This window comes from Streptomyces alboflavus (genome assembly GCF_000716675.1).
Lineage (GTDB): Bacteria > Actinomycetota > Actinomycetes > Streptomycetales > Streptomycetaceae > Streptomyces > Streptomyces alboflavus.
On record NZ_JNXT01000031.1, the window covers coordinates 78584 to 91376 of the forward strand.

A 12793-nucleotide genomic window follows, 5' to 3' on the forward strand; every position below is an offset into this window, starting at 1 on the left:
GGATTTCGAGGGGTACAGGCGTTCGCCGTCACACTCCGCAGACTACCGCTCACAGGCCGAAGCGACGCTGGAGGTCCCCTAGTTGTCCGGGAAGGCGCGGTCCCTGCGGCTGCTGTCCACGTTGGCCATGTTGCCCCCGCTGTCCCGATGAGCCCTGGGCGCCCTGGCCGCGCTGACCGCCCTGGCCGCCCGGCACCCCGTCCTGGTGCGGCACCGCGCCCGTCGCCGTCTCCGGCATCAGCGCCTCCGAGGACTGCAGCAGCACCGTGCCCGCGCCCACGAACTCGAACTGGTGCTCCTCCCCGGAGGTGCCGCCGATCCCGGTGAGCGCCCGCAGGCCGCCGATCACACCGGTCATGTACTGGTGGTCGTAGTGATGGCAGGGCGAGGGGCAGTCCGCCCAGCCGACGAGCGCCTGCGGGTCCACCCGGATCGGCGGCTCCATGAACACCACCGGACCGCTCGACACCGCCACGAACTTGCCGGTCCCGATGAGGGTCAGGAAACCGGGGACGATGGACTGCTTCAGCGCGAGAGTTGGCTGAAAAGCGAGGAGGTTGCCCGCGCGGATGGTGAGGTTGCCGTCCTGAAGGTCGTAGGAGTTCACGTCGAAGGCGCGGTCGGCGAGCAGCATCTTGCCCTCGCCCTCGGCCACCACCCAGTCGCTCGCGTGCAGCGGTGAGTGGAAGGACGTCCGCACGAGGCGGTCCAGGCGGCCGTGTCCGATGCCGTTGAAGTCGATGCGCCCGTAGTAGGCGATCATCTTGCCCTTCTGCAGGAACCACTGGCTGCCCGACAGCTCCACGCAGAAGGTGTACGCGTTGACGTTGTCGTCGCTCGGCAGCGTCATCGGGTCGAAGATCACGGGTGTGCTCACAGCTTCTCCTCCGATGCCTGGACGTACACCACGCCGTTGCCGCTGAGCTCCAGCTGGAAGCCCTCGCCCGAGCCGCGGCCCACCATGTCGCGCCAGCTGAGCGCCGTGGACAGCTTGTTGCGCACGTCGCCGTGGTGCGCCACGTACGACTGGGGGTCGACGTGCACCGGGCGCTGGGGGGTGATCGGCAGCTCCACCACGCCGCCGTGCGCCATCACGGCCACCGCGCCGTGGCCCTTCAGGGTCGTGGTGAAAAGGCCCTGGCCCGAGACCTGGCCGCGCACCATGCCGAGGACGCCGCCCTGCGAGCCGAGGAACATCGTGCCCTGCTGGAGGGTGCCGTCGAAGGCGAGCAGGCGGTCCGCCTCCACGTACATCGTGTCGCCGGTCAGGCTGATCACGTGCACATGGTGGCCGCCGTGCCCGAACATGACCGTGCCGCTGCCCTCGACCGTCATCAGCGGGACCGACTCGTCGGCGAGCCTGCGCCCGATCATGGACATCAGGCCGCCCTGCCCGCCGGCCACGTTGGGGGTGAAGGTGACATCGCCCTTGTAGGCGAGCATGGCGCCGCGCTGGCTGAACATCTTGGTGCCCGGCTGGACGGTCGCCTCGACCATCTTCGCGTTGACCTCACGGAACGGCATGTCACACGTCTCCCGCGATCGTGTTGCGCTCACTGGCCTGGACATAGACGAGGCCCTCGCCCTCGAAGCGGATCTGGAAGGCCTCGCCGCCGCCCTCTCCGATGAGCGTGCGGAAGGTCACGCCCGACTGGAAGCTCTGCTTGAGATCGCCCTGGTGCGCCACATACGCCCCCGGGTCCACATGGAGGGGGTACTGCTTCGTGACGCGCAGGATCACCGCCGGGCCGTCCGAGATCAGGGCCACCTGGCCCATGCCCTCGACGGTGGTGGTGAAGACGCCGTTGCCCTGCGTCGCGCCGCGCAGGCCCGTGAACGTCGTGCCCGTGCGCAGGCTCGCGTCGGCGCACAGGAGATTGCTCGACTCCACATAGAGCTTCTCGCCCTGGAGCCCGACCAGGCTGATCTCCGTCGCGTGGTCGGCGAACCAGCACGTGCCGTGCCCCTTCACCTCCATCACCGTCATCTGCTCATTGGTGAGGCGCCGCGTGACCATGCCGCGGATGCCCTCACCGCCCCCCGTCAGCTTCTTGAAGGTCATCGTGCCGTCGTAGGCGACCATCGAGCCGTTCTTTGCCTTGACGGCGTCGCCGGTCATGTCGACGGCGAGCATTCTGCTGCCCTGCAATCGGAACGTAGCCACGAAGGCGAAGGTATCCGCAGCGCGGTCCCCGGCGACAGGGTCGCCGACCCTGACCGGACCCCGGAAACTCCCCGAGGAGTCCCTGATGCCACAATGGGGGCGCTTGTGCATCCGTTCACAAGATCGACGCCGCCCCCGCGCCCCGAAGGTGACCCGTGGACATCAAGACCGCCTCCGCACTCCGCCGCCTCCGCCTGGTCTCCATTCCCGAGGCCGTGTCCTTCCTGCTGCTCATCGTCTGCTCGGTGCTGAAGCGGACCACGGACTTCAACGCCGTCCCGGCGATGGGCATGATCCACGGCCTGCTCTTCATCCTGTACGTCCTGTTCTGGCTCGACGCCTGGAACCGCACCAAGTGGGACGCCAAGACGGGCATCCTCTACTTCGTCCTCTCCGTGCTGCCCGCCGGTGGCTTCTTCGCCGACCGCAAGCTGAAGCGCGAGGCCGAGGCCGCGGTCATGGCCTCGCGCGCCCGCCGCGAAGGGGTCGTGAACGCGTGATCGTCGCCTTCTCCGTGGCGCCGCTCGGTGTCGGCGAGGACGTGGGCGAGTACGTCGCCGACGCCGTCCGCGTCGTCCGCGAGTCCGGTCTGCCCAACCGGACCGACGCGATGTTCACCTCCATCGAGGGCGAGTGGGACGAGGTGATGGACGTCGTCAAGCGCGCCGTCGCCGCCGTCGAGGCACGGGCGCCGCGCGTCTCCGTCGTCCTCAAGGCCGACATCCGCCCGGGCGTGACGGACGGGATGACCTCCAAGGTCGAGACGGTGGAGCGCCACCTGTCCGCGTGATCGCCGCGGCCGATCCGGCCGCCCCTTGAGCCCCCGCCGGGGAGACCCGGCGGGGGCTTTTCGCATGCCCACGCGCGGAGTGGCGCTTCCCCTGCCGAGCCACCGGACCCGTACTTGAGCGACTGCTCAAACTCGCTGTAGATTGCCGCCCTGAGGGTTTGAGCAGTCGCTCAAACAGGGGTCTGCCTGGGGGTATGCGATGAGCTACGGGAGTCCGCCGAGTCTGTACGTCGAGGCGCTGATCCGCGCCGACCTCGACACGCTGTGGGAGAGGACGCAGGAGCCCGCGTCCCACCAGCGCTGGGACCTGCGCTTCACGGAGATCGACTACCTGCCCGCCGAGCCGGGGGCACCACAGCGCTTCCGGTACGCGACGCGGGTCCTGCCCTTCCTCACGATCGCCGGGACCGGCGTCAGCGCCGGCGAGAAGCGCCGCCCCGACGGGACCCGGACATCGGCGCTCCGCTTCGCCTCGCCGCACCCGCTGTCGCTGCTCGCCGAGGGCAGCGGCTACTGGCGCTACGTACCGACGGCCGAGGGAGTCCGCTTCCTCACCGGCTACGACTACCGGCCGCGGTGGGGACGGGCGGGGGCGCTCGCCGACCGTTTCGCGCTGCGGCCGCTGATGAGCTGGGCGACGGCCTGGTCCTTCGACCGGCTGCGGCTGTGGCTTGAGCGCGGGATCAGCCCCCGGCGGGGGCTCGCGCACGGCCTCTGCGAGGTCGCCGTCCGCGCACTGGTGGCCGTGGCGGCCGGACTCCTCGCCGGACCGGCGGCCGGGACGGTGCTCGCGCTGACGGCCGCGCTCGCCGCCGCGGTCCTCATGTGCGTCGTGCCGCCGTTGCCGACGACTCCGGCGGCGCGCCGCTGCCTGCGCACGCCCCCCGCGCCGGTACGCGCCCCACGCCTGCTCGACCGCCTCACCGCACCCGCCGACCGCCCGGCCGACTCCGAGGAGCAGCCCGCATGACGTCGATCTTCCGCACCGTGATGGGCGCCGACTTCGAGCGCCTGCACCCGGCGCTCCAGCGGCGTTTCTCCGTCGGGCTCGACAGCGGCGAGGCGTGCTTCGGGCAGGGCGTGATGGACCGGATCTGGCACGGGGGCAGCTTCGTGAAGCCGTTCCTCGCGGTCGGCGCGACCCGCAACATCCTCGTCCCGCGCGCGGGCCGGAACATCCCCTTCACCATCGAGAACGTGCCGTACGCCGACTCCTTCGGCCGTGAGACGGTGACCTTCGTGCGTACCTTCCAACTGCCCGGCAGGGCCCGGCGCTTCGACGCCCAGATGGTCCTCGGCCCCCGCGGCGACCGGGTGCTCGACTACCTGGGCACCCATCAGCACCTCGCGAGCGACCTGCACTTCTCCGCCCGGCCCGACGGGTCGCTCGTCATCCGGTCCGGGGCGCACCGGTTCCGGGAGGGCCCGGTGGACGTGCCCGTGCCCGACGTCATCGGCGGCGACGCGGAGGTGCGCGAGTCCTACGACGAACGGTCCGGCCGCTTCCGGATCCGGGTGCGGGTCGTGAACCGCTACTTCGGGCCGCTGTTCGGGTACGAGGGGTCGTTCGCGGCGGCGTACCGGGACGTACGGGAGTGCGGGGTGCGGGACGGGCTGCGGCCCGTGCGTGAGGAGGTGCGCGCGTGAGCCGCCCGCAGGCGGGGCCCGGGACGCGGGAGAAGCTCCTCGAAGGGGCCGTGCGGACGCTCACCGAGCAGGGGATCGCCAAGACGTCGGCGCGGAGCGTGGCGGCGGCCGCCGGGGTGAACCAGGCGCTCGTCTTCTACCACTTCGGGTCCGTCGACGAACTGCTCTCCGAAGCGTGCCGGTACGCGACGGAGCAGCGGGTCGGCCGCTATCGGGAGCGGCTCGCCGCGGTCTCCTCCCTCGGTGAACTGCTCGCCTTCGGCCGGGAGATGCACGAGGAGGAGCGGGAGGCGGGGCATGTGGCCGTGCTCGCCCAGCTGCTCGCCGGGGCACAGACGCAGCCGCGTCTCGCCGCAGCGACGGCCGCGGGCCTCTCCCTGTGGGTCACCGAGGTCGAGCAGGTCCTCGTACGCGTCCTCGGCTCGTCGCCCCTCGGCGACTTCACCGACCCCGCCGGCCTGGCACGCGCCGTCGCGGCGTCCTTCGTCGGCATCGAGCTGTACGAAGGCGTCGACCGTGGCGGGGCGCTGCGGGCCCTGGACGCCCTGGACCAGCTGGGCGCACTGATCACAGCCCTGGACGAGCTGGGCCCCGTGGCCCAACGAGCAGTACGCCACCACCTGCGCCGCGCGACGCGCCCCTGACGCCCCGGGCCGGGGGCCGGACTGCCCTTCCCCACACATCACAGTGGCCCTCGCCCTGGGCTGTGCCCACCCGTTCCGCCCTGCGGAACGCCTGCCCACAGAGGGGGCGGCAGCTGCAGCGAGGCTCCCCCGAGACCCGCTGCCGCCGAACAACCTCAGGCGGCGCAGGCGGCCCGAGGCTCGCGGCCGGGTGGAAACGGGTGGGCGGGTGGGAGAGATCCGCCGCGGAGCGGGCGGGCTACAGGCCACAGCGGATGGGCGGACGCCAGGCGGCCTCAGGTGGCACAGGCGGCCCGAGGCCTGCGGTCGAGTGGAAACGGGTGGGCGGGTGGGAGAGATCCGCCGCGAAGCGGGCGGGAAAGGGCGGCCACCCAGGGGCACGGGGCGCCCCCCGTCCTCAAGCGAGCCGCAGGCAAAACCGCTCGCACGGACGCGTCCGGTTCGACACGCCGACCAATCTCCACTTTTGTGAGGGTATCGGCCTGTTCGATCACCTGGAGGGCGCTGTGCGGCCGGAGGGCTACGACTACGACACCCACAGCCGGCTCGCCGGACCGCTCACCGAGCCGGAGGGCGGCGCCGGCACCGGCACCGGCCACGCCGGTTACCGGGTGCAGTACCGGCCGCTCCTCGCCCGCGAGCCCCACCGAATACGCGCCCTCCTCCTGATGACGCTGGCCCCCCTCCTGACCGGCGCCCTGCTGGTGTACCTCGTCTGGCCCACCCACTGGACGGAACGTGAGGGCGGCGACCGCTGGCTGGTCGGCCTGGACGTGACGATGCTCGTCGCGATCGGCCTGATTGAGGTGTTCATGCTGGTCAACGTGGTGTCGATCGCGCACGCCACGATGGTCGCCCGCGACCCCGTCCCGGTCGTGCCCGAGGAGGGCACCCGCGTCGCGTTCCTCACGACGTACGTACCGGGCAAGGAACCGCTCGCGATGGTGCGCGCCACCCTGGAGGGCGCCGTCCGGATACACCACACCGGCCCCCTGGACGTCTGGCTGCTCGACGAGGGCGACGACGACCAGGCGAAGGCGCTCTGCGAGGAGCTGGGCGTACGCCACTTCACCCGCCTCGGCGTCGCGGAGTGGAACCGGAAGAAGGGCCCCCACAAGACCCGCACCAAGCACGGCAACTACAACGCCTGGCTGGCCATGCACGGCGGCGACTACGACTTCTTCGCCTCCGTGGACACCGACCACGTACCGCTGCCGAACTTCCTGGAGCGGATGATGGGCTTCTTCCGCGACCCGGACGTGGCCTTCGTCGTGGGCCCGCAGGTGTACGGGAACTACGTCTCACCCGTCACCAAGGCCGCCGAGTCCCAGCAGTTCCTCTTCCACGCCCTGATCCAGCGCGCCGGCAACCGCTACCGGGCACCCATGTTCGTCGGCACCAACAACGTCGTGCGCATCGCCGCCCTGCGCCAGGTCGGCGGCCTCCACGACTCGATCACCGAGGACATGGCCACCGGTTTCGAGCTGCACCGGCACAAGAACCCGGTCACCGGACGGCACTGGCGCTCGGTGTACACCCCGGACGTGCTCGCCGTGGGCGAGGGCCCGGCCTCCTGGACGGACTTCTTCACCCAGCAGATGCGCTGGTCGCGCGGCACCTACGAGACGCTGATCAAGCAGTACTGGAAGGCGCCGTTCACGATGCCTCCAGGGCGCCTCTTCTCGTACACGCTGATGCTCGTCTACTACCCGATGACGGCCGTCAACTGGCTGCTCGGCGCCCTCAGCTGCGTCCTTTTCCTGTGGTTCGGGGCCTCCGGCACCCAGGTCGCCGCCTCCGTGTGGCTGATGCTCTACAGCGACGCCGCCGCCCTGCAGATCGGGCTCTACCTGTGGAACCGGCGCCACAACGTCTCGCCGCACGAACCCGAGGGCTCCGGCGGCCTGGCCGGGATGGCGATGTCCGCGCTGTCCGCGCCCATCTACGCCAAGTCGCTCGGCGCCGCCGCGCTGCGCCGCCCGTGCCGCTTCGTCGTCACCCCCAAGGGCGGCGGGGCCACCCCTGACCGGCTGCTCACCTTCCGCATCCATCTGTTCTGGGCGGTGGTGCTCGCCAGTTCGCTCGTCGCGTCGTTCGTGCTCGACCACACGCACGTCGCGATGCGGACCTGGGCGGTGCTCGCCCTGGCCATCTCGCTGGCGCCGGTCGCGGTGTGGTCCTTCACCGCGGTCCGCGAGCAGCGGGCCCGCAAGGCCGCCGCGGCCCTGCGGCGGCAGGACAGCGGCGCGGACACCGACGGCGAGCCGGAGCCCGCCTTCGCCACCGGCACGACGACTGGAGGTAACTGACGCCATGCCCTTTCGGCCCCCCGAGTTCTCCAAGCGCACCAAGAAGATCGTCTTCGGCGTGGGCGCGGGCGCCGTGCTCATCGGCCTCAACGCCCCCGCCGCGGTCTCCTTCGCCGAGGAGAAGTACCACGAGTACAAGATCTCCCGGCCCGGCTACATGAAGAAGTACGGGTCGTGGCAGCAGGTCGGCATTCCCGAGGAGTTCCGCACCAACGCCATCCACGCCGCCCTCCTGCACACCGGGAAGGTCCTGATCGTCGCCGGGTCCGGGAACGAGCAGGAGAAGTTCGACGCCGGGTCCTTCGACACCGTCCTGTGGGACCCGGAGAAGAACACCTTCAAGAAGATCGAGACCCCCGAGGACTTCTTCTGCTCGGGCCACGCCCAGCTCCCCGACGGCCGTCTCCTGGTCGCGGGCGGCACCGCGCGCTACGAACTCCTCGACGGCGAGGTGGAGCGGGCCGGCGGCGGCATGCGGGTCAAGAACGAGAACCCGGACAAGCCCGTCGTCCTGAAGAAGGGCACCAAGTTCCGCTCGCCGTCCGGCGTCGAGTACGTCAGCCGGTTCGACGTGACGGTCCCCAAGGCCGAGCGGGACTTCGAGATCACGTACTCCAAGTCGGGCGCGATGCAGCCCTGGAAGACGAAGGTCGTCGCGAGCGAGGCCCGGGTCTTCGTGGAGGCCGTCCGCGAGGGCGCCCCCTCGGTCACGGAGAAGTCGGCGCAGTACGAGATCGAGGGGCTGACCGGCAAGGAGGCCGACAACACGTACGGCATCGCCGAGAAGCTCACCATGGACAAGCAGGACTTCCAGGGCATCAAGGCCGCCTACGAGTTCGACCCGGTCGCGGAGAAGTACATCCCCGTGGAGCCGATGGACAAGGCCCGCTGGTACCCCACCCTGGTCGGCCTGGAGGACGGCCGGGTGCTCGCCGTGTCCGGGCTCGACGACGTCGGCGTCATCGACCCCGGCGACAACGAGATCTACGACCCGAAGACGAAGAAGTGGACCGACGGGCCCAAGCGCTACTTCCCCACCTACCCGGCGCTGTTCCTCACCAAGGGCGGCAAGCTCTTCTACCCCGCCTCCAACGCCGGTTACGGGCCCGCCAAGAAGGGCCGCGCGCCCGGCCTGTGGGACCTGAAGACCAACAAGTTCGAGAAGGTGCCAGGCCTCACCGACCTCGACCAGACCGAGACGTCGGCGTCCGTGCTGCTCCCGCCCGCCCAGGACCAGAAGGTGATGATCCTCGGCGGCGGCGGGGTCGGCGAGTCCGAGAAGTCCACCAAGCGCACCGCCGTCATCGACCTGAAGGAGGACAACCCCACCTTCCGGACCGGGCCCGAACTGCCCCAGGGCACGCGCTACCTGAACAGCGTCCTGATGCCGGACGACTCGGTGTTCACCACCAACGGCTCGACCGACTACCGCGGCCGCAGCGCGAGCAACATCTTCAAGGCCCAGTTCTACGATCCGAAGGCCAACGCGGGCCGGGGCGCCTTCCGCCCCGCCGCCGACCCCAAGGTCGGCCGCAACTACCACTCCGAGGCCCTGCTCCTGCCCGACGGGCGCGTCGCCACCTTCGGCTCCGACCCGCTCTTCGACGACGAGCAGAACACCAAGCTCGGCCACTTCGAGCAGCGCATGGAGATCTTCACGCCGCCGGCCCTGCACAAGTCCGGCAAGAACCGGCCCGTGCTCGGTGAGGGCCCCGGCGTGCTGCCCGCCGACGGCCGCGCGACCTTCCGCACCGCGCACCCGGAGAAGCTGGTCTCGGCCCGGCTCATGCGGCCGAGCGCCGTCACGCACACCACGGACGTGGAGCAGCGCTCGATCGCGCTCGGGCTCACCAAGGGGCCGGGCTCGGTGACGGTGGACGTGCCCCGTGAGGACGCGGCGCTGGTGCCGCCCGGCTGGTACATGCTGTTCGTGACGGACGCGGCCGGGGCGTCGTCGGAGGCGAAGTGGGTGCACGTGAAGTAGCGGCCCCCGCGGCGTGGGGGCGGGGTGGGACCGAGTGTCCCGCCCCGCCTCTTCACTTGGCCGCGACGAACGCCCCGTGCGTGAGCACCGGCACCACCGCGCACGCGTCCAGCTCCGTCGCGATGGCCACGTCCTCCGCGTAGCCGCCGTCGGCCAGCTCCCGGCCCGAGGAGCAGGACGCCACCGCGTCCCCCACGTCCACCGCCGCGACGAACGCCGAAGCGGCCGACGCGGCCTCCGGGGACAGCGCCGTGCCGCCGCGGTCCCGCAGCGCGGTGATCACGGCCCCCGCGCCGAGCAGGTCCTCCAGGGCGGGCCGCAGCGTGCCGTCCGGCCAGCGCTCGCCCGAGGCGATCACGCCGACGGGGTGCTCGGGGGTGCCGTGGCCCCGGTCCGCGAGCCACTGGCCGACGGCGGTCGCGTTGCGCAGCGACCCGGCGGCGATGTCCGCACCGCCCGCCGACGCGGCGATGGCCGAGCCGTTGGGCGAGGGCAGGACCAGGCGCGGGGCGAGCGGGGCGCGTCGCAGGGCGGCCGGGGACAGGGACCAGGGGCTGGCCTCGGTGACGGCCCTGCGGCCCACCGCGAGCCGGGCGTCCATCTGGCGGGCGAACGCCGTCGCGCTCTCGTCGCGCCACGGATACGGGAAGACCCGGGACCCGGACTCGACGGCGACCGACACCGACGTGGTGAACGACAGGACGTCGACGATCACCAGACTGGCGACGGCGGGCGCGAGGCGTTTCGCTCCGGCCGTGCCCCACTCGAACCGTACGCCGTAGCCCGCCTGCGAGAAGTCTTCACGCCCCATGCGCCCTCAGGCTGCCAGGTGGCCGGTGCCTTTGGCCAGCGTGGCCAAAGGCCTTTCCCGGTCCGCGAGTTGACCTCCACAGTCCGTCCACTCGATCATCAGATCGGCTACGCCTTCGCGTTGCGCACGAGCCCGAGCGCGTAGTCCGGCCACCACTGTCCTGCGGCGGGGCCGCCGCGGCAGGGCCCGTCGGAGTCGCCGGGCCGCTTGATCCACAGGTAGGCGTCGAGGAGCGGGTCGCCGGTGCGGTCGGTGGGCGGGGTGCCGAGGCCGCGTCCGGGCGGGTTGCACCAGGCGTCCTGGCGGTCCCCGGCGAGCGGGCCCTTGCCGTTGCGGCTGGTGTCCATCACGAAGTGCTTGCCGCCGACCGTGGCGGCGAGGGTGCGGCCGTAGGCGCTGGTCGTGCTGTCGCTCTGGAAGTTGGAGACGTTCAGCGAGAACCCGTCGGCCCTCTCGATGCCCGCCCGCTTCAGCGGCAGGGTGAGCTTGCGCGCGTCGTTGATCCAGCCGGGGTTGCCCGCGTCCAGGTAGACCTTGACGTTCGGCTGCCGCTTGAGGCGCTCGATCGCCTCCGACAGGAGCTCGTAGCGCTCCTCGTGGTACTGGGCGGGCGTGCAGCCGTCCACGATGTGCGGGATGGCGTCCGGCTCCAGGACCACGAGGGCCTTGCTGTTGCCGATGGCGTCGGCGAACGCGCCGAGCCACTGGCGGTAGTACGCCGCGTCCTGGGCGCCGCCCGCCGAGTGCTGGCCGCAGTCGCGGTGCGGGATGTTGTACGCCACGAGCACCGCCGTGCGGCCCTCGTCCGCCGCGCCCGCGGTGGCCTTCGCGATGTCGGGCGCCGGGTCGTCCCCGGCGGGCCACACCGCCATCGGCTGCTCGGCGATCCGGCGCAGCGCCTCGGCGTCCTGCGTACGGCCCTCCTGCTGCCACTGTCTGACCTGCCGCGCCGCCTCGCTCTGCGGGTCGACCCAGAAGCGGTGCTGCGCGGAGCGCGCCGCCTCGGGCCGGACGGCGGGCGTCCCCTCGTCCTTCTTCTTCTCCCCGTCCGGTTCCGACCCGGAGGAGCACCCCGCCGCGAGCCCTAGGACCGCGACGGCCGTGAGTGCCGTGAACGTACGGAGCAGCCGGTGCATCCAGACCCCTTGAGCGACGGTGTCGACGGTGACGGGCAGGCGAGTCGTGCGGCAATCGTGACATAAGGGATCAATCGTCCCCGTGTACGACACCGCGCGGCGCCGCCGCAGTCAGCCGCCCGCCGCGAGCGCGATCCCGAGCGGGGTCCGCTCGTACAGGACCTGGTGCCCGTACCGGCGCGAGGTGAGCAGGCCCGCGTCCCGCAGCGCCGTCAGGTGCGCCGACACCGACGACGGGGCCAGGGCCAGGCGGTGGGCGAGGGCCGACGTGCCCGCGGGCTCGGCGAGGGCGACGAGGACGGCGGCGCGATGGCGGCCGAGGAGGCGGGCGAGGGCGTCCGGGGCGTGGTCGGCCGGGGCGCGCCACAGTCCGGCGAGGCCCCGGGCCGGGTACACCAGCGTCGGCTGCCAGGGCGGGTCGTAGCCGCTGATCACGTCCGGCCAGCTGAACACGCTCGGCATCAGGACCAGGCCGCGCCCGTCCAGGTCCCGCACGTGCCGCCCGCGCCACTGCGCCGTCAGCGTCCCGGAGTCCCAGGCGAGGCGGCGGTCCAGCTCGGGCAGCAGGGCGCCGAGGCCGACCTCCGCGAGGCGCCGGGAGTGGTACGCCACGTCGGCTTCGAGCAGGGCGCGGAGCCGGGGCCAGTACGGCTCGACCAGCGCGTGCCAGGCGCACTCCAGGGCGTCCGCAAGCTCGCGCACCGCCCGCGCCGGGTCGTCGAGCAGATGCCGCCCGAGCGGGCTCGCCGCGGCCCCCGGAGTCTCCGCGAGCGCCTTCGCCATGTCGTCCCGCGCGGCCTCCGGGTCGGCCGCGCGCACCGCCGCGATCTCCTCGTCGAACCCCGTCGCCGGGCCGAGCGGCGGCGGCCCGAGGAAGTCCGGGCTGTGCCCGCGCGACGGCATCAACAGCCACACGGCCTCCAGGTCGAGCCCCGCCCCCGCCTCCTTGATCCGCCGCAGCCACCCCGGGTGGTACGCGTGCCGCTCGCGCCGCTTCAGCGTCCGCACCGCCTCCTGCGTCTCCCACAGGGGCGACACGGCGAACCGGCACCGCAGCAGATCGTCCTCCCCGAACCGCAGCTCGAAGGGCACGGCCCGTCCTCCCTCCCGTGTCATCGGCCACGTCGCCGTCGCCGTCGCCCGTCACCGTCACCGTCGATTCGGCTGGAGCCGAAACTTTAGGGACCGGTGCGGGGTGCCGCCAGGGTGAGCGCATGAGAGACGGAGACGGAGACGGGGCCGAGGCGGCGGGCGTGGGAGCAGGTGTGGGGGAGACGGCTGGGGCAGGGGGCGGGGCGGGGACGGGGG

13 protein-coding genes are annotated in these 12793 nt (G+C 71.9%); 7 read left to right on the top strand and 6 right to left on the bottom strand.

What is annotated here, in order from left to right; translation table 11 throughout:
• Positions 1-49: 49 nt before the first annotated feature.
• From OO63_RS23360 to OO63_RS23370, 3 genes are read right to left on the bottom strand one after another with little or no spacing between them, the layout of a single operon-like run.
• Positions 50-877, bottom strand: a complete 828-nt coding sequence (locus OO63_RS23360) for an AIM24 family protein (RefSeq protein ID WP_030361244.1) — start codon at positions 875-877, stop codon at positions 50-52.
• The gene (locus tag OO63_RS23365) at positions 874-1524 is read right to left on the bottom strand and encodes an AIM24 family protein (protein ID WP_030361245.1); all 651 of its coding nucleotides are present in this window, start codon (positions 1522-1524) and stop codon (positions 874-876) included. Before OO63_RS23365 ends, OO63_RS23360 begins: the two co-directional genes overlap by 4 nt.
• Before the next feature lies 1 nt (position 1525).
• Positions 1526-2164: an AIM24 family protein gene (locus OO63_RS23370; protein ID WP_030361246.1), complete on the bottom strand. Its 639-nt coding sequence runs from the start codon at positions 2162-2164 to the stop codon at positions 1526-1528.
• A gap of 155 nt (positions 2165-2319) precedes the next feature.
• Here OO63_RS23370 and OO63_RS23375 point away from each other — a divergent pair, with 155 nt between their 5' ends.
• The 7 genes from OO63_RS23375 to glxA all read left to right on the top strand — a co-directional run bounded on the left by OO63_RS23375 (position 2320) and on the right by glxA (position 9538).
• Positions 2320-2664, top strand: coding sequence for a DUF3817 domain-containing protein (locus OO63_RS23375; protein WP_030361247.1), 345 nt, complete (start codon positions 2320-2322; stop codon positions 2662-2664).
• A complete protein-coding gene (locus tag OO63_RS23380; protein ID WP_030361248.1) occupies positions 2661-2954 on the top strand; it encodes an MTH1187 family thiamine-binding protein in 294 nt (97 codons plus the stop codon). Before OO63_RS23375 ends, OO63_RS23380 begins: the two co-directional genes overlap by 4 nt.
• A gap of 199 nt (positions 2955-3153) precedes the next feature.
• Positions 3154-3924 (top strand): hypothetical protein, encoded by a 771-nt coding sequence (locus OO63_RS23385; RefSeq protein ID WP_030361249.1) that lies wholly within the window; start codon positions 3154-3156, stop codon positions 3922-3924.
• Positions 3921-4601, top strand: coding sequence for a DUF4166 domain-containing protein (locus tag OO63_RS23390; protein WP_030361250.1), 681 nt, complete (start codon positions 3921-3923; stop codon positions 4599-4601). Before OO63_RS23385 ends, OO63_RS23390 begins: the two co-directional genes overlap by 4 nt.
• Positions 4598-5245, top strand: a complete 648-nt coding sequence (locus OO63_RS23395) for a TetR/AcrR family transcriptional regulator (protein ID WP_030361251.1) — start codon at positions 4598-4600, stop codon at positions 5243-5245. The genes OO63_RS23390 and OO63_RS23395 overlap by 4 nt, the downstream gene beginning before the upstream one ends.
• A gap of 506 nt (positions 5246-5751) precedes the next feature.
• A complete protein-coding gene (locus OO63_RS23400) occupies positions 5752-7554 on the top strand; it encodes a glycosyltransferase family 2 protein (RefSeq protein WP_030361252.1) in 1803 nt (600 codons plus the stop codon).
• Between the two features lie 4 nt (positions 7555-7558).
• On the top strand, positions 7559-9538 hold the full coding sequence (glxA, locus tag OO63_RS23405) for a radical copper oxidase GlxA (protein ID WP_030361253.1): 1980 nt from the start codon (positions 7559-7561) through the stop codon (positions 9536-9538).
• Positions 9539-9590: 52 nt separating this feature from the next.
• On the opposite strand, the gene OO63_RS23410 is transcribed toward glxA, so the two are convergent.
• The 3 genes from OO63_RS23410 to OO63_RS23420 form a co-directional block, all read right to left on the bottom strand.
• Complete coding sequence (locus OO63_RS23410; protein ID WP_030361254.1) at positions 9591-10349, bottom strand: 2-phosphosulfolactate phosphatase; 759 nt, start codon at positions 10347-10349, stop codon at positions 9591-9593.
• 107 nt (positions 10350-10456) lie between these two features.
• A complete protein-coding gene (locus tag OO63_RS23415; RefSeq protein WP_030361255.1) occupies positions 10457-11485 on the bottom strand; it encodes a glycoside hydrolase family 6 protein in 1029 nt (342 codons plus the stop codon).
• A 111-nt stretch (positions 11486-11596) separates the two neighbouring features.
• On the bottom strand, positions 11597-12577 hold the full coding sequence (locus OO63_RS23420; protein WP_030361256.1) for an ArsR/SmtB family transcription factor: 981 nt from the start codon (positions 12575-12577) through the stop codon (positions 11597-11599).
• Between the last annotated feature and the right edge of the window lie 216 nt (positions 12578-12793).

Excerpts from the sequence above, each read along its gene's own strand:
- OO63_RS23365 (WP_030361245.1), bottom strand. The coding sequence starts at position 1,524 with ATGCCGTTCCGTGAGGTCAACGCGAAGATGGTCGAGGCGACCGTCCAG.
- OO63_RS23385 (WP_030361249.1), top strand. The coding sequence starts at position 3,154 with ATGAGCTACGGGAGTCCGCCGAGTCTGTACGTCGAGGCGCTGATCCGC.
- OO63_RS23390 (WP_030361250.1), top strand. The coding sequence starts at position 3,921 with ATGACGTCGATCTTCCGCACCGTGATGGGCGCCGACTTCGAGCGCCTG.
- glxA (WP_030361253.1), top strand. The coding sequence starts at position 7,559 with ATGCCCTTTCGGCCCCCCGAGTTCTCCAAGCGCACCAAGAAGATCGTC.
- OO63_RS23410 (WP_030361254.1), bottom strand. The coding sequence starts at position 10,349 with ATGGGGCGTGAAGACTTCTCGCAGGCGGGCTACGGCGTACGGTTCGAG.
- OO63_RS23415 (WP_030361255.1), bottom strand. The coding sequence starts at position 11,485 with ATGCACCGGCTGCTCCGTACGTTCACGGCACTCACGGCCGTCGCGGTC.